Source organism: Stenotrophomonas sp. STEN014 (assembly GCF_056760315.1).
On sequence record NZ_JBRREN010000002.1, the window covers coordinates 156020 to 173117 of the forward strand.

The 17098-nt window shown below is 62.9% G+C and carries 8 protein-coding genes; all 8 read left to right on the forward strand.

The genetic code is table 11. The features are described from left to right. The first annotated feature begins 164 nt into the window (after nt 1-164). Nucleotides 165-4355, forward strand: a complete 4191-nt coding sequence (rpoB, locus tag ACVOMC_RS03320; RefSeq protein ID WP_481522829.1) for a DNA-directed RNA polymerase subunit beta — start codon at nt 165-167, stop codon at nt 4353-4355. Between the two features lie 91 nt (nt 4356-4446). Beyond that, a complete protein-coding gene (gene rpoC / locus ACVOMC_RS03325; protein ID WP_057506324.1) occupies nt 4447-8673 on the forward strand; it encodes a DNA-directed RNA polymerase subunit beta' in 4227 nt (1408 codons plus the stop codon). A gap of 228 nt (nt 8674-8901) precedes the next feature. After that, nucleotides 8902-9276 carry a 30S ribosomal protein S12 gene (rpsL, locus tag ACVOMC_RS03330; RefSeq protein WP_004145320.1) on the forward strand — a complete coding sequence of 125 codons (375 nt, stop codon included), beginning with the start codon at nt 8902-8904 and terminating at the stop codon, nt 9274-9276. 10 nt (nt 9277-9286) lie between these two features. Next, a complete protein-coding gene (gene rpsG / locus ACVOMC_RS03335; RefSeq protein ID WP_054657535.1) occupies nt 9287-9754 on the forward strand; it encodes a 30S ribosomal protein S7 in 468 nt (155 codons plus the stop codon). Nucleotides 9755-9892: 138 nt separating this feature from the next. Continuing rightward, nucleotides 9893-12034, forward strand: a complete 2142-nt coding sequence (gene fusA, locus ACVOMC_RS03340) for an elongation factor G (protein WP_057506326.1) — start codon at nt 9893-9895, stop codon at nt 12032-12034. Between the two features lie 54 nt (nt 12035-12088). After that, entirely contained in the window at nt 12089-13279 is a 1191-nt protein-coding gene (gene tuf, locus ACVOMC_RS03345) for an elongation factor Tu (protein ID WP_481522827.1), read from the forward strand. 245 nt (nt 13280-13524) lie between these two features. Next, nucleotides 13525-16329, forward strand: a complete 2805-nt coding sequence (locus tag ACVOMC_RS03350; protein WP_481522830.1) for a M14 family metallopeptidase — start codon at nt 13525-13527, stop codon at nt 16327-16329. 449 nt (nt 16330-16778) lie between these two features. Beyond that, nucleotides 16779-17090, forward strand: a complete 312-nt coding sequence (rpsJ, locus tag ACVOMC_RS03355; RefSeq protein WP_010341589.1) for a 30S ribosomal protein S10 — start codon at nt 16779-16781, stop codon at nt 17088-17090. Nucleotides 17091-17098 lie beyond the last annotated feature (8 nt).

Here is a 17098-nt window from a genome sequence, read left to right on the forward strand (position 1 = left end):
CTGACGCGCTGGTAAAGCCCAACTCCGTGTTCCAAGCGAGTTGGCAGTTGGAAGTAGCAGGAGAAGGCGTGCTGGTGCCGGCAATACCAGCGACTTCCAACTGGCAATTCAAGTTTCCTTACGGGTCGTGGACGCACGGCTCGCACAACAAGGTGGAAGACCTCATGACGTCCTATTCGTACACCGAAAAAAAGCGAATCCGCAAAGACTTCGGCAAGCAGCGCTCGATCCTCGAAGTGCCGTTCCTGCTCGCCATCCAGGTCGATTCGTACCGCGAATTCCTGCAGGAGAACGTTGATCCGGCCAAGCGCTCGGAGCACGGCCTGCATGCCGCACTGAAGTCGGTGTTCCCGATCTCCAGCTACAGCGGCAACGCTGCGCTGGAATATGTAGGTTACAAGCTGGGCGACCCGGTGTTTGACGAGCGCGAGTGCCGCCAGCGTGGCATGAGCTACGGCGCGCCGCTGCGCGTGACCGTGCGCCTGGTCATCTATGACCGCGAATCGTCCACCAAGGCGATCAAGTACGTGAAGGAGCAGGAGGTCTATCTGGGCGAAATCCCGCTGATGACCGACAACGGCACCTTCATCGTCAACGGTACCGAGCGCGTCATCGTGTCGCAGCTGCACCGTTCGCCGGGCGTGTTCTTCGACCACGACCGTGGCAAGACCCACAGCTCGGGCAAGCTGCTGTACAGCGCCCGCATCATTCCGTACCGCGGTTCCTGGCTGGACTTCGAGTTCGACCCGAAGGATGCGCTGTTCACCCGTATCGACCGTCGCCGCAAGCTGCCGGTATCGATCCTGCTGCGCGCGCTCGGCTACAGCAACGAAGAGATGCTGGCCGAGTTCTTCGAGATCAACACGTTCCACATCAACCCGGACGAAGGCGTGCAGCTGGAGCTGGTGCCGGAGCGTCTGCGTGGTGAAACGCTGAACTTCGACCTGGCTGACGGTGACAAGGTCATCGTGGAAGCCGGCAAGCGCATCACCGCCCGCCACATCAAGCAGCTGCAGGCCTCGGGCATCGCCGCGCTGGCGGTGCCGGACGACTACCTGGTCGGCCACATCCTGTCGCACGACGTGGTCGATGCGAACACCGGTGAGCTGCTGGCCCAGGCCAACGACGAGATCACCGACGAGCAGCTGCAGAACTTCCGCAAGGCGGGGGTGGATGCGGTCGGCACCCTGTGGGTGAACGATCTGGATCGTGGTCCGTACCTGTCCAACACCCTGCGCATCGATCCGACCAAGACGCAGCTGGAAGCGCTGGTCGAGATCTACCGCATGATGCGTCCGGGCGAGCCGCCGACCAAGGATGCCGCGCAGAACCTGTTCCATAACCTGTTCTTCACTTTCGAGCGTTACGACCTGTCCACGGTCGGCCGCATGAAGTTCAACCGCCGTGTCGGCCGCAAGGAAGTCACCGGCGAAGCCGTGCTGTACGACCGCAAGTACTTCGGCGAGCGCAACGACGAGGAATCCAAGCGTCTGGTTGCCGCCCATGGCGAAGGTTCGGACATCCTGGACGTGATCAAGGTGCTGACCGAGATCCGCAACGGTCGCGGCGTGGTCGATGACATCGATCACCTGGGCAACCGTCGCGTGCGTTCGGTCGGCGAAATGGCCGAGAACGTGTTCCGCGTGGGCCTGGTCCGCGTCGAGCGCGCGGTCAAGGAGCGCCTGTCGATGGCCGAGTCCGAAGGCCTGACCCCGCAGGAGCTGATCAACGCCAAGCCGGTGGCTGCCGCGATCAAGGAGTTCTTCGGCTCCTCGCAGCTGTCGCAGTTCATGGACCAGAACAACCCGCTGTCGGAAGTGACGCACAAGCGTCGTGTCTCGGCGCTGGGCCCGGGCGGTCTGACCCGCGAACGTGCCGGCTTCGAAGTGCGCGACGTGCACCCGACCCATTACGGCCGCGTCTGCACCATCGAAACCCCGGAAGGCCCGAACATCGGCCTGATCAACTCGCTGGCCGTGTACGCGCGCACCAACGAGTACGGTTTCCTGGAAACCCCGTACCGCAAGGTGCACGACGGCAAGGTCAGCGACGATATCGAGTATCTGTCGGCGATCGAAGAAAACGAGTACGTCATCGCCCAGGCCAATGCCCTGACCGACGGCGACAACATGCTCACCGAGACCTTCGTGCCGTGCCGTTACCAGGGCGAATCGCTGCTCAAGCCGCCGGCCGAAGTGCACTTCATGGACGTCTCGCCGATGCAGACCGTGTCGGTCGCCGCGGCGCTGGTGCCGTTCCTGGAGCACGATGACGCCAACCGTGCACTGATGGGCGCCAACATGCAGCGTCAGGCCGTGCCGACGTTGCGTGCGCAGAAGCCGCTGGTCGGTACCGGTATCGAGCGTGCCGTGGCGCGTGACTCCGGCGTGACCGTGAACGCCCGTCGTGGTGGCGAGATCGTGCAGATCGACGCCGGCCGCATCGTGGTCAAGGTCAACGAGAACGAGATCACCGACGCCGCTGATGCCGGCGTGGACATCTACAACCTGATTAAGTACACCCGCTCTAACCAGAACACCTGCATCAACCAGCGTCCGCTGGTGAACGTGGGTGATGTGATCGCGCGTGGCGACGTGCTGGCCGATGGTCCGTCCACCGATATCGGTGAGCTGGCGCTGGGTCAGAACATGCTGATCGCGTTCATGCCGTGGAACGGCTACAACTTCGAAGACTCCATCCTGCTGTCCGAGCGTGTGGTGGAAGAGGATCGTTACACCACGATCCACATCGAAGAGCTGACCTGCGTCGCGCGTGACACCAAGCTGGGGCCGGAGGAAATCTCGGCCGACATCCCGAACGTGTCCGAGCAGGCGCTGAACCGCTTGGACGAGTCCGGCGTGGTGTACATCGGTGCCGAAGTGCGCTCCGGCGACATCCTGGTGGGCAAGGTCACGCCGAAGGGCGAGAGCCAGCTGACTCCGGAAGAGAAACTGCTGCGCGCGATCTTCGGTGAGAAGGCGTCCGACGTTAAGGACAGCTCGCTGCGCGTGCCGCCGGGCATGGACGGCACCGTCATCGACGTGCAGGTCTTCACCCGCGACGGCATCGAGAAGGACAAGCGTGCACGCCAGATCGAGGAAAGCGAGATCAAGCGCGTCAAGAAGGACTTCGACGACCAGTTCCGCATCCTGGAAGCGGCCATCTATGCCCGTCTGCGCTCGCAGATCGTGGGCAAGGTCGCCAACGGCGGTGCCAGCCTGAAGAAGGGCGACATCGTCTCCGACGCGCTGCTGGACGGGCTGAAGAAGTCCGACTGGTTCACCCTGCGCATGAAGGATGACGACGCAGCCGAAGCCATCGAGCGCGCGCAGATGCAGATCCAGGCGCACGAGAAGGAATTCGAGCGTCGCTTCGCCGACAAGCGCGGCAAGATCACCCAGGGTGACGATCTGGCACCGGGCGTGCTGAAGATGGTCAAGGTGTTCCTGGCCGTGAAGCGTCGCATCCAGCCGGGTGACAAGATGGCAGGCCGTCACGGCAACAAGGGTGTGGTTTCCAACGTGGTGCCGGTCGAGGACATGCCGTACATGGCTGACGGTACCTCGGTGGATATCTGCTTGAACCCGCTGGGCGTGCCGTCGCGTATGAACATCGGCCAGATTCTGGAAGTGCACCTGGGCTGGGCCGCAAAGGGTCTGGGCAAGCGCATCCAGAAGATGCTCGAAGAACAGCGTGCGGTCAGCGAGCTGCGCGAGTTCCTGGGCAAGATCTACAACCACGACAACGGCACCGCCGGCGAGCGCGTGGATCTGAGCCAGTTCAGCGACGAGGAGCTGCTCGGCCTGGCCAAGAACCTGACCGACGGTGTGCCGATGGCTACCCCGGTGTTCGACGGCGCCCACGAAGACGAAATCCGCGAGATGCTGAACCTGGCATACCCGGATGGCGCTCCGGAAACCGAACGTCTGGGCTTCAACGCCACCAAGACGCAGATGCAGCTGCATGACGGCCGTACCGGTGAGGCGTTCGACCGTCTGACCACGGTGGGCTACATGCACTACCTGAAGCTGAACCACCTGGTCGACGACAAGATGCACGCCCGTTCGACCGGCCCGTACTCGCTCGTCACCCAGCAGCCGCTGGGCGGCAAGGCGCAGTTCGGTGGCCAGCGCTTCGGTGAAATGGAAGTCTGGGCGCTGGAAGCCTACGGCGCGGCCTACACCCTGCAGGAGATGCTGACGGTGAAGTCCGATGACGTGCAGGGCCGCAACCAGATGTACAAGAACATCGTCGACGGTGAGCACGAGATGGTCGCGGGCATGCCGGAATCCTTCAACGTTTTGGTGAAGGAAATCCGTTCGCTGGCCATCAACATGGAACTGGAAGGCAACTGATCGCGCAGGCGCTGCTACATTTGATGCAGCAGCGCCGCCCGCAGTGAACTGACAGCCCATCGACAAAGATTTCCTCCTTTCGGAGAACACCATGAAAGACCTGCTCAACCTCTTCAACCAGCAGCGCCAGACGCTGGACTTCGACGCGATCAAGATCGCGCTGGCCTCGCCGGACCTGATCCGTTCGTGGTCCTTCGGCGAAGTGAAGAAGCCGGAAACCATCAACTACCGTACCTTCAAGCCGGAACGCGACGGCCTGTTCTGTGCCGCCATCTTTGGCCCGGTCAAGGACTACGAGTGCCTGTGCGGAAAGTACAAGCGCATGAAGCACCGCGGCGTGGTCTGCGAGAAGTGCGGCACCGAGGTGACCCTGGCCAAGGTGCGCCGCGAGCGCATGGGCCACATCGACCTGGCCTCGCCGGTCGCCCACATCTGGTTCCTGAAGTCGCTGCCCAGCCGCATCGGCCTGATGCTGGACATGACCCTGCGCGACATCGAGCGCGTGCTGTACTTCGAAGCCTACGTGGTGACCGAGCCGGGTCTGACCACGCTGGAGCGCCGTCAGCTGCTGACCGAAGAGCAGTACCTGCAGGCCCGCCAGGAGCACGGTGACGATTTCGACGCCGCCATGGGCGCCGAGGCCGTGTTCGAACTGCTGCGCACCATCGACCTGCAGGCCGAAATGGTCCGCCTGCGCGAGGAAATCGCCAGCACCGGTTCGGAAACCAAGCTCAAGCGTCTGACCAAGCGCATCAAGCTGGTCGAAGCCTTCTTGGAGTCGGGCAACCGTCCGGAGTGGATGGTGATGACCGTGCTGCCGGTGCTGCCGCCGGACCTGCGTCCGCTGGTGCCGCTGGACGGTGGCCGCTTCGCGACCTCGGATCTGAACGATCTGTACCGCCGCGTCATCAACCGCAACAACCGTCTGCGTCGCCTGCTGGAGCTCAATGCGCCGGACATCATCGTGCGCAACGAAAAGCGCATGCTGCAGGAATCGGTTGACGCCCTGCTGGACAACGGCCGCCGCGGCCGCGCCATCACCGGCACCAACAAGCGCCCGCTCAAGTCGCTGGCCGACATGATCAAGGGCAAGCAGGGTCGCTTCCGCCAGAACCTGCTCGGCAAGCGCGTGGACTACTCGGGCCGTTCGGTGATCACCGTCGGTCCGTACCTGAAGCTGCACCAGTGCGGCCTGCCGAAGAAGATGGCGCTGGAGCTGTTCAAGCCGTTCGTGTTCGCCAAGCTGCAGCGTCGCGGCCTGGCCACCACCATCAAGGCCGCCAAGAAGTTGGTCGAGCGCGAAGAAGGCGAAGTCTGGGACATCCTGGAAGAAGTCATCCGCGAACATCCGGTGCTGCTGAACCGTGCGCCGACCCTGCACCGTCTGGGCATCCAGGCGTTCGAACCGCTGTTGATCGAAGGCAAGGCCATCCAGCTGCATCCGCTGGTGTGTACCGCATTCAACGCCGACTTCGACGGTGACCAGATGGCCGTCCACGTGCCGCTCTCGCTGGAAGCCCAGCTGGAAGCGCGTGCGCTGATGATGTCCACCAACAACATCCTGTCGCCGGCCAACGGCGAGCCGATCATCGTGCCGTCGCAGGACGTGGTGTTGGGCCTGTACTACATGAGCCGCTCGCTGGTGAACAAGAAGGGCGAGGGCATGGTCTTCGCCAACACCGACGAAGTGAAGCGCGCCTACGACAATCGTCTGGTCGAGCTGCATGCCCAGGTCAAGGTGCGTATCACCCACGTCGAGCGTGATGCCGATGGCAACAAGGTCAAGCGCACCTCGATCGAGGACACGACCGTGGGTCGTGCGCTTCTGAGCGAGATCATGCCCGAGGGCCTGCCGTTCGAGCTGTGCAACACCGAGATGACCAAGAAGAACATCTCGCGCTTGATCAACCAGAGCTACCGTCTGCTGGGTCTGAAGGACACCGTGGTGTTCGCCGACAAGCTGATGTACACCGGCTATGCCTACGCCACCCGCGCCGGCGTGTCGATCGGTATCGACGACATGCTGATCCCGGATGCGAAGAAGGGCATCCTGGGCGAAGCCGAAGCTGAAGTGCTGGAAATCCAGGAGCAGTACCAGTCCGGTCTGGTCACCGCGGGCGAGCGTTACAACAAGGTGGTCGACATCTGGTCGCGCACCAACGAGCGCATCGCCAAGGCGATGATGGAAACCATCGGTACCGAGAAGGTGGAAGACGCCGAAGGCAAGGTCGTCGACCAGAAGTCGATGAACTCGCTGTACATCATGGCCGACTCCGGTGCGCGTGGTAGCCAGGCGCAGATCCGTCAGCTGGCCGGTATGCGTGGCCTGATGGCGCGTCCGGACGGCTCGATCATCGAGACGCCCATCAAGGCGAACTTCCGCGAAGGCCTGAACGTGCAGGAGTACTTCAACTCCACCCACGGTGCCCGTAAGGGTCTGGCCGATACCGCGCTGAAGACGGCGAACTCCGGTTACCTGACCCGTCGTCTGGTCGACGTGGCCCAGGACGTGGTGATCACCGAAGTCGACTGCGGCACCGTCGAAGGCCTGACCATGACGCCGATCGTGGAAGGCGGCGACGTGGTGGAGCCGTTGAAGGACCGCGTGCTGGGTCGCGTGGTTGCCGAGGACGTGTTCCTGCCGGGCAACGACGAGGATCCGATCGTGACCCGCAACACGCTGCTCGACGAGCAGTGGGTGGCCAAGCTGGAAGAAGCCAGCGTGGAGTCCATCAAGGTCCGCTCGACCATCACCTGTGAATCGGCATTCGGTGTCTGCGGTCTCTGCTACGGCCGCGATCTGGCCCGTGGCCACATCGTCAACATCGGTGAAGCGGTCGGTGTGATCGCCGCACAGTCGATCGGTGAGCCGGGTACCCAGCTGACCATGCGTACGTTCCACATCGGTGGTGCGGCATCGCGTGCGGCGGCGGTGGATAACATCACCGTCAAGACCACCGGTTCGGTGAAGTTCTCCAACCTCAAGCACGTCGAGCACGCCAACGGTTCGCTGGTGGCGGTGTCGCGTTCGGGCGAAATCTCGGTCCTGGATCCGCACGGTCGCGAGCGTGAGCGCTACAAGCTGCCGTACGGTGCCAACATCACGGTCAAGGACGGTTCGGAAATCAAGGCTGGCCAGACCGTGGCGACCTGGGATCCGCATAATCACCCGATCGTGTCGGAAGTGGCCGGTTTCATCCGCTTCATCGACTTCATCGACGGTGTCACCGTCATCGAGAAGACCGACGAGCTGACCGGTCTGGCCTCGCGTGAAATCACCGATCCGAAGCGTCGCGGTTCGCAGGCCAAGGATCTGCGTCCGATCGTGCGCATCGTCGATGCCAAGGGCAATGACCTGACCATCCCGGGTACCGATCTGCCGGCGCAGTACCTGCTGCCGCCGCGCTCGATCGTCAACCTGCAGGACGGCGTGCCGGTCGGCGTGGGTGACGTGGTCGCCAAGATCCCGCAGGAAGCCTCCAAGACCCGTGACATCACCGGTGGTCTGCCGCGCGTTGCCGACCTGTTCGAAGCGCGCAAGCCGAAGGATCCGGCGATCCTGGCCGAGCGTTCGGGTATCATCAGCTTCGGCAAGGACACCAAGGGCAAGCAGCGCCTGATCATCAAGGACACCGATGGTTCGGAGCACGAAGAGCTGATTCCGAAGTACCGCCAGATCATCGTGTTCGAAGGTGAGCACGTGAGCCGCGGCGAAACCATCGTGGACGGCGAGCCGAGCCCGCAGGACATTCTGCGCCTGAAGGGTGTGGAAGAGCTGGCCCGCTACCTGGTCAAGGAAATCCAGGACGTGTATCGCCTGCAGGGCGTGAAGATCAACGACAAGCACATTGAAGTGATCTCGCGTCAGATGCTGCGCAAGGTGGAAATCACCGATCAGGGCAACAGCAAGTTCCTGAATGGCGAGCAGGCCGAGCGCCAGCGCGTGATCGAGGAAAATGCGAAGCTGATCGCCCGCAATGAGCTGCCGGCCCGTTTCGATCCGGTGCTGCTGGGTATCACCAAGGCGTCGCTGGCGACCGAATCGTTCATCTCGGCCGCATCGTTCCAGGAAACCACGCGCGTGCTGACCGAAGCGGCCGTCCGCGGCACCTCGGACAATCTGCGCGGTCTGAAGGAGAACGTGATCGTCGGCCGCCTGATTCCGGCGGGTACCGGTCTTGCGTACCACACTAAGCGCCGTCGCAGTGCGTCCGGCCTGACCGAGTCTGAAATCCAGACCCTGTCCGGCACCGCAGCGGCTCCCGAAGTGGAGGTTGCAGCCCCCGAAGTCGAACAGACTGTCGGTGGCGAAGAGTAATAGTGACGACTGGCCGGCCCGGTAGCGGGCCGGCGGTTCGACCTGAACGGGGTACATGGAGGCCCCCCTGTAACGGCTCTGGATCAGGGCCGGCCTGACTGAGGCGCGTTTGACTGTGCTTTTGACGGGTTGCTACAATCGTCTGTCTCAGCAGGCCAAAAATTTGGCCTGCTTTACAATTTCCGCATCTCTGGCCGTTTTTACGGCCCCAATCAGAAGAACCTACTGATGGCGACGATCAACCAGCTGGTCCGCAAGCCGCGGCAAGCGACCACGTACAAGAGTGCCTCGCCGGCACTCGACAAATGCCCGCAGCGTCGTGGCGTTTGCACCCGTGTTTACACCACCACCCCGAAGAAGCCGAACTCGGCTCTGCGTAAGGTTGCCAAAGTGCGCCTGACGAACCAGGAAGAGGTCATCAGCTACATCGGTGGTGAAGGTCATAACCTGCAGGAGCACTCCGTTGTCCTGATCCGCGGTGGTCGCGTCAAGGATCTGCCGGGTGTGCGTTACCACACCGTGCGCGGTTCGCTCGATGCTGCCGGCGTTGCCAAGCGTCGCCAGGCCCGTTCCAAGTACGGCGCCAAGCGTCCGAAGGCTTAAGGAGTAGACTATGTCCCGTAAAGGTAATACTCCGCAGCGCGCTGTCCTGCCGGATCCGAAGCACGGAAGCGAAACCATCGCCCGTTTCATCAACATGGTCATGCTGAGCGGCAAGAAGTCCGTCGCCGAGAAGATCGTGTATGGCGCCATGGACGTGATCGGTGAAAAGAACCCGAACGCCGTTGAGCTGGTGCAGAAGGCCCTGGACAACGTTGCTCCGTCGGTCGAAGTGAAGTCGCGCCGCGTTGGTGGTGCCACCTACCAGGTGCCTGTCGAAGTGCGTTCCTCGCGCAAGATGGCGCTGGCCATGCGCTGGCTGATCGATTCGGCCCGCAAGCGTGGTGAAAACACCATGCCGCGCAAGCTGGCTGCTGAACTGCTGGACGCCTCGGAAAACCGCGGCGGCGCTATCAAGAAGCGCGAAGAAACCCACCGTATGGCGGAAGCGAACAAGGCGTTCGCGCACTACCGCTGGTGAGTTCCAAAGGGACCTTGAGTACTGGGTCCCGGGCACCAACTGGTGCCACTGTGGCGCTTTGAGCGCCGCTTCAACCCGAAGGCCGCCGAAAGGCGGCGTTCGGCCATTCCGAAATACGAAGAATCTGAGAGGCTCCCTGTGGCCCGCACTACTCCCATCGAGCGTTACCGTAACTTCGGCATCATGGCCCACATCGATGCCGGCAAGACCACCACGTCCGAGCGCATCCTGTTCTACACCGGCAAGAACCACAAGCTGGGCGAGACGCACGATGGCTCCGCCACCATGGACTGGATGGAGCAGGAACAGGAGCGTGGCATCACGATCCAGTCCGCTGCGACCACCGCGTTCTGGAAGGGCATGGACAAGTCCCTGCCTGAGCACCGCTTCAACATCATCGACACCCCCGGGCACGTCGACTTCACCATCGAAGTGGAGCGTTCGCTGCGCGTGCTCGATGGTGCCGTGTTCGTGCTGTGTGCCGTCGGTGGCGTGCAGCCGCAGTCGGAAACCGTGTGGCGCCAGGCCAACAAGTATCAGGTTCCGCGCATTGCGTTCGTCAACAAGATGGACCGCACCGGTGCCAACTTCTTCAAGGTCCGCGACCAGCTGAAGGCCAAGCTCGGCGCCGTTGCCGTGCCGATGCAGCTGCCGATCGGCGCTGAGGAAGGCTTCAAGGGCGTGGTCGACCTGCTCAAGATGAAGGCGATCCACTGGGATGAAGCGTCCCAGGGCATGAAGTTCGAGTACGCCGAAATTCCGGCCGAGCTGCAGGCGCCGGCCGAAGAAGCCCGCAACTTCATGGTGGAAACCGCCGCTGAAGCCAGCGAAGAGCTGATGGAGAAGTACCTGGGCGGCGAAGAGCTGTCCGAGGCCGAGATCATTGGCGCGCTGCGTACCCGTACGCTGGCCACCGAGATCGTGCCGATGTACTGCGGCTCGGCGTTCAAGAACAAGGGCGTGCAGGCCATGCTCGACGGCGTCATCCAGCTGCTGCCGTCGCCGGTGGACGTGCCGGACGTCAAGGGTGTGGACGTCGACGACGAAACCAAGGAAATGACCCGTAAGTCCGACGACAAGGCTCCGTTCTCGTCGCTGGCGTTCAAGATCATCACCGACCCGTTCGTCGGCGCGCTGACCTTCTTCCGTGTCTACTCCGGCACCCTGAACGGTGGCGACACCGTGCTGAACTCGGTGAAGAACAAGAAGGAGCGTATCGGCCGCATCCTGCAGATGCACTCCAACAACCGCGAGGAAATCAAGGAAGTGTTGGCCGGTGACATCGCCGCTGCCGTGGGTCTGAAGGACACCACGACCGGTGACACCCTGTGCTCGATCGATGCACCGATCGTGCTTGAGCGCATGACCTTCCCGGAGCCGGTCATCTCGATGGCTGTCGAGCCGAAGACCAAGACCGACCAGGAAAAGATGGGTCTGGCCCTGGGCCGTCTGGCGCAGGAAGATCCGTCGTTCCGCGTCAAGACCGACGAAGAATCCGGCCAGACCATCATCTCGGGCATGGGCGAGCTGCACCTGGACATCATCGTTGACCGCCTCAAGCGCGAGTTCAACGTTGAAGCCAACGTCGGCAAGCCGCAGGTGGCCTACCGTGAAACCATCCAGGCCTCTGACGTCAAGTCCGATTACAAGCACGCCAAGCAGTCCGGTGGTAAGGGCCAGTACGGTCACGTTGTGATCGAGCTGTCGCCGATCACCGCTGAAGACCGCGCCGATCCGAAGATCGCTCCGCTGATCAAGGACGATTTCCTGTTCATCAATGACATCACCGGCGGCGTGATCCCGAAGGAATTCATTCCTTCCGTGGAAAAGGGTCTGCGCGAAACTATCACCAGCGGTCCGCTGGCTGGCTTCCCGGTGGTGGATGTCAAGGTCAAGCTGGTGTTCGGCTCGTACCACGACGTCGACTCCTCGGAAATGGCGTTCAAGCTCGCTTCGTCGATGGCCTTCAAGCAGGGCTTCGCCAAGGCCAAGCCGGTGCTGCTGGAGCCGATCATGAAGGTCGAGATCGTGACCCCGGAGGATTACCAGGGTGACGTGATGGGCGACGTGAGCCGCCGTCGTGGCGTGCTGCAGGGCTCGGGCACCACCGGTGACGGTTCGGCCAGCATCATCAATGCGATGATCCCGCTGGGCGAAATGTTCGGTTACGCCACCGCGCTGCGTTCGCAGACCCAGGGTCGCGCAACCTTCACGATGGAATTCGACCATTACGAGCCGGCGCCGAACAACATCGCCGAAACCGTCATCAAGAAGGGCTGAGCCTCGCTCAGCCTCTTCTGACCCCACTTACGAACTATTTAAGGTAGAACAAAAATGGCAAAGGGTAAGTTCGAACGTACCAAGCCGCACGTCAACGTCGGCACCATCGGTCACGTCGACCATGGCAAGACCACGCTGACCGCTGCGCTGACCAAGATTGGCGCTGAGCGCTTCGGTGGCGAATTCCACGCGTACGACGCGATCGACAAGGCGCCGGAAGAGAAGGCTCGCGGTATCACGATTTCGACCTCGCACGTCGAATACGAATCCGCCACCCGTCACTACGCCCACGTGGATTGCCCGGGTCACGCCGACTACGTCAAGAACATGATCACCGGTGCCGCCCAGATGGACGGCGCGATCCTGGTTTGCTCGGCCGCTGACGGCCCGATGCCGCAGACCCGTGAGCACATCCTGCTGTCGCGTCAGGTCGGCGTGCCGTACATCGTCGTGTTCCTGAACAAGGCCGACATGGTGGACGATGCCGAGCTGCTGGAACTGGTCGAAATGGAAGTGCGCGAGCTGCTGTCCAAGTACGACTTCCCGGGCGATGACACCCCGATCGTGTCCGGTTCGGCTCGTCTGGCGCTGGAAGGCGACCAGTCCGAGATCGGTGTGCCGGCCATCCTGAAGCTGGTCGATGCACTGGACAGCTGGATCCCGACCCCGGAGCGTGACGTCGACAAGCCGTTCCTGATGCCGGTGGAAGACGTGTTTTCGATCTCGGGCCGCGGCACCGTGGTGACCGGTCGTATCGAGCGTGGCGTGATCAAGGTGGGTGAGGAAATCGAGATCGTCGGCATCCGTCCGACCGTCAAGACCACCGTCACCGGCGTGGAAATGTTCCGCAAGCTGCTGGACCAGGGTCAGGCAGGTGACAACGCCGGTCTGCTGCTGCGTGGCACCAAGCGTGATGACGTCGAGCGTGGCCAGGTGCTGGCCAAGCCGGGTTCGATCACCCCGCACACCCAGTTCGAAGCCGAAGTGTACGTGCTGTCGAAGGACGAGGGTGGCCGTCATACCCCGTTCTTCAAGGGCTACCGTCCGCAGTTCTACTTCCGTACCACCGACATCACCGGCGCTTGCGAGCTGCCGGAAGGTGTCGAGATGGTGATGCCGGGTGACAACGTGAAGATGTCCGTCACCCTGATCAACCCGGTGGCCATGGACGAAGGTCTGCGCTTCGCGATTCGCGAAGGCGGCCGTACCGTCGGCGCCGGCGTGGTCTCCAAGATCACCAAGTAATAGCCCGGTTCGAGCACCCTCTTCAAAGAAGGTGCTTCAGGCGGGATGTCATCGGGAAGGGCAGCCTCTGGGCTGCCCTTCTTCGTTTGCTTGCCTGAAATAAGGTGTTCGGGTGGTTTCGGTCGCCGGCGGGATGGCGGAAAAGCCGCGTCCGTGCGTCTTTTTGTTGCCTGTCGTCGGAGTATTCACGGTGACTGGGCCAGGGGTGTCGGGGCTGTGTGCATGCGCGGACTCCGGTGCCGAATATGGCTGTTGCGGGGTGGCCGTGCCGGTATCTGGTGCAGGGCTGCTCCTGGGGAGAGGAAGTGAAGTACGGATTTGGACAATGGCGCGGGCGTATCGCCCTTGCGTTGGTGATGTTGCTGGCCGCAGGTATGGGGCAGGCCGCTGCGCCTTCGCCGCGCGAGCATTTTGGATTCGATATCGGCGATGACTACATGCTCGCCAACTACACGCAGACGGAGGCGTATTTCCGCAAAGTGGCGGCCGCTTCCGACCGGTTCTTGCTGCAGGAGCTGGGCACGACTTCGGAAGGGCGATCCCAGTTGATGCTGGTGGCATCGTCGCCGGCCAATCTCGCCCGCCTGGAGGAATATCGGGCGCTGTCCGGACGCATGGCGCGGGCACGGGATGACGAGGCCACCGCGCGGGCGCTGGCGGCGCAGGGCAAGGCGGTGGTGTGGATCGATGGCGGCCTGCATGCCAACGAGACGGTCGGCGCCCACCAGCTGATCGAGACGGTCTGGCAGCTGGCCAGCCGCGACGATGCCGAAACCCGGCGCATTCTGGAGGACACCATCATCCTGCTGGTGCATGCCAACCCGGACGGGCAGGAGCTGTATGCGGACTGGTACATGCGGGAGCCGGTGCCCGAGAAGCGGGTGCTCGACAAGCCGCCGCGGCTGTATCAGAAGTACGCCGGGCACGACAACAACCGTGACTTCTACATGGCGGCGTTGCAGGAAACGCGCAACCTGAATCGGGCGATGTACACCCGCTGGTATCCGCAGATTGTCTACAACCACCACCAGGCCTCGCCCAAGGGCACGGTGATCGTGATCCCGCCCTATCGCGATCCGTACAACTACAACATCGACGCGATGATTCCGGTCGGGCTGGAGGCGCTGGGGTCGGCGATGAACCTGCGCTACCTGCAGGAGGGCAAGCCGGGTGCGGTTTCAAAGCGTGGCAGCGTGTACTCGACGTGGTGGAGCGGCGGCCTGCGCACAATGCCGTACTTCCACAACATGATGGGCGTGCTGACCGAGATCACCGGCAACCCGACGCCGATGCACATCCCGTTCATTCCAGAGCGCCAGTTGCCAGACAGCAATCTGCCTGCGCCGGTGGCGGCCCAGACCTGGCATTTCCGCCAGTCCATCGATTACAGCCTGACGGCCAACTGGGCGCTGCTGGATTACGCCTCGCGCAACCGTGAACAGCTGTTGTTGAACATCTACCGCATGGGGCGCAACTCGATCGAGCGGGGCAGCCGCGACAGCTGGACGCCAAGTCCGACAGCTCTGGCGCAGGCGAAGCTGGCGGTGGAAAAAGCGGGCAGGGACAAGGGCGCGTTGGCCGCGGCGCAGGTGCAGCAACTGCTGCGCCAGCCCGATCAGCGTGATGCGCGTGGCTATATCATCCCGGCCGACCAGGCGGATTTCCCGACCGCGGTGAAGTTCGTCGATGCCTTGCAGCTGGGCGGTGTGGAGGTGATGCGCGCCTCGCGTGAGTTCACGGTCGCAGGCAAAAAATACCCGGCCGGTTCCTTCGTGGTGCGTGGCGATCAGGCCTTCCGCCCGCACGTGCGGGACATGTTCGAACCGCAGGATCATCCCCACGATTTCGAATATGACGGTGGTCCGCCGATCGCGCCGTATGACTCGGCGGGGTGGACGCTGGCCTACCAGATGGGGGTGAGGTTTGATCGGGTCATGGACGGCTTTACCGGCCCGTTCGAGGCGCTGTCGATCGGGCAGCTGCAAACGCCTGTTGACTTGCCTGTGGCGCATTCCTCGCGCGGTTATTTGCTGGATGCGCGGGTCAATGACAGCGTGCTGGTGGTCAATCGCCTGCTCAGGGATGGGGTTGAGATCCGGCGGTTGCCCGGGCGGGACGGTGCCTTCTTCCTGCCCGCGGTGCCTGTGCCGCAGCTCGAGCGGGCGCTGCGCGGCACGGGTGTTCGCGCGGTGGTGCCCAAGGGCCGGGTGGAGGCGGGCGAAGTGGTGCACGCGCCGCGCATTGCGCTGTGGGATCACTACGGCGGTTCGATGGTGTCCGGATGGACGCGCCTGGTGCTGGAGAATTTCGGCTTCGACTACCAGGTGGTGTATCCGCAGCAGATCCTCAAGGGCGGGCTGCGTGAGCGGTTCGACGTGATGATCCTGCCCAGTGGGGCACTGCCATTGCCGGAGGCGCTGGCAATCGAGGGCAAGGCTGGCAGGGTGCCGGCGTCCCCGGATCCGGCGACGATTCCTGACCAGTACCATCCGCTGCTCGGCGAGCTGACGGCGGAAAAGGTGGTGCCGGTGCTGCGCGGGTTTCTCGAGTCGGGCGGACATGTGGTGGCGACCGGGTCTTCCAGCGGGCTGGCGCTGGCGCTGGGGTTGCCGCTGCAAAGCCATCTGCGTACGCCGGCGGCTGAGGGCGGGATGCGCGCGCTCGGTCAGCGTGAGTACTACATCCCGGGCAGTGTGCTGCAGGTCGCGGTGGACAAGTCCAGTCCGTTGAGCTGGGGCTTGCCGTCGGAGCTGGATGTGTATTTCTCCGATGGTCGCTGGGACAATGCGCCGGTATTCGAGCTGCCGGCGGGGCGGGCGGACATCCGGCCGCTGCTGAGCTTTGCCGGTCCGGCCCCGCTGCGTTCCGGGTGGGCCTGGGGACAAGAGCATCTGCAGGGCGGGGTGCTGGCGGCCGAGGCGGATATCGGTACGGGACGGCTGACCTTTGTGGGCACCGACATCACGTTCCGCGCGCAGACCCATGGCTCGTTCAAGTTGCTGTTCAATGGCCTGCTGCGCGCAGGTGGATCGGACGCGGCGCAGAACTGAGATCCGATCCCGGTCCGGGCCGCCGTTGCGCGGCCTGGGCCAGCTCCGGGGCCGCGGGCCACCTGCCTGAACGGGCGGTCTGTCTGTCTATTGGCTGAAGCCTCTGTGCGGCGGTTGCAGGGTGACTTGCGGTGGCTGGCAATAACTGACAGAATGCACGACCACTCGCGAAGGTGCGCATCAGTGCAGCTTCGCAACCAGCGAAAAGAGGTGCAGGAAGCGCCTCGTGTTCGCCAGACTAAGGACAGGTCGCGTGGATCGCTCCGGCATCGTTGGAGGGGTGTTGCGCGTTTGTTTGTGTCTGGGGCGGGCCGGGAAACCGGGCCGCCTTCCTTGTATCGAAAGGATTCGCGCGACGGAGGGTGCTTCGGCGCTTTTTGTCGTATTCATGGGGTTCGGCACACTCAGGGGCCGGACCTGTCGCTCTTTAGACCTATAGGAACACCGTCATGGCGGACCAAAAGATCCGGATTCGGTTGAAGGCGTTCGATCATCGTTTGATCGACCGTTCGGCCAGCGAGATCGTTGAAACGGCAAAGCGGACCGGCGCGCAAGTGCGTGGCCCGATCCCCCTGCCGACCAAGATCGAGCGTTACACCATCCTCGTTTCCCCGCACGTCGACAAGGACGCGCGTGACCAGTACGAGACCCGCACGCACAAGCGCGTGCTTGACATCGTCGACCCCAACGACAAGACCGTGGACGCGCTGATGAAGCTCGAACTGGCTGCCGGCGTCGACGTGCAGATCAAGTTGACCTGAGGACTACG

Excerpts from the sequence above, each read along its gene's own strand:
- tuf (WP_481522827.1), top strand. The coding sequence starts at position 12,089 with ATGGCAAAGGGTAAGTTCGAACGTACCAAGCCGCACGTCAACGTCGGC.
- rpsJ (WP_010341589.1), top strand. The coding sequence starts at position 16,779 with ATGGCGGACCAAAAGATCCGGATTCGGTTGAAGGCGTTCGATCATCGT.
- rpoC (WP_057506324.1), top strand. The coding sequence starts at position 4,447 with ATGAAAGACCTGCTCAACCTCTTCAACCAGCAGCGCCAGACGCTGGAC.
- rpsG (WP_054657535.1), top strand. The coding sequence starts at position 9,287 with ATGTCCCGTAAAGGTAATACTCCGCAGCGCGCTGTCCTGCCGGATCCG.
- ACVOMC_RS03350 (WP_481522830.1), top strand. The coding sequence starts at position 13,525 with ATGGCTGTTGCGGGGTGGCCGTGCCGGTATCTGGTGCAGGGCTGCTCC.
- rpoB (WP_481522829.1), top strand. The coding sequence starts at position 165 with ATGACGTCCTATTCGTACACCGAAAAAAAGCGAATCCGCAAAGACTTC.
- rpsL (WP_004145320.1), top strand. The coding sequence starts at position 8,902 with ATGGCGACGATCAACCAGCTGGTCCGCAAGCCGCGGCAAGCGACCACG.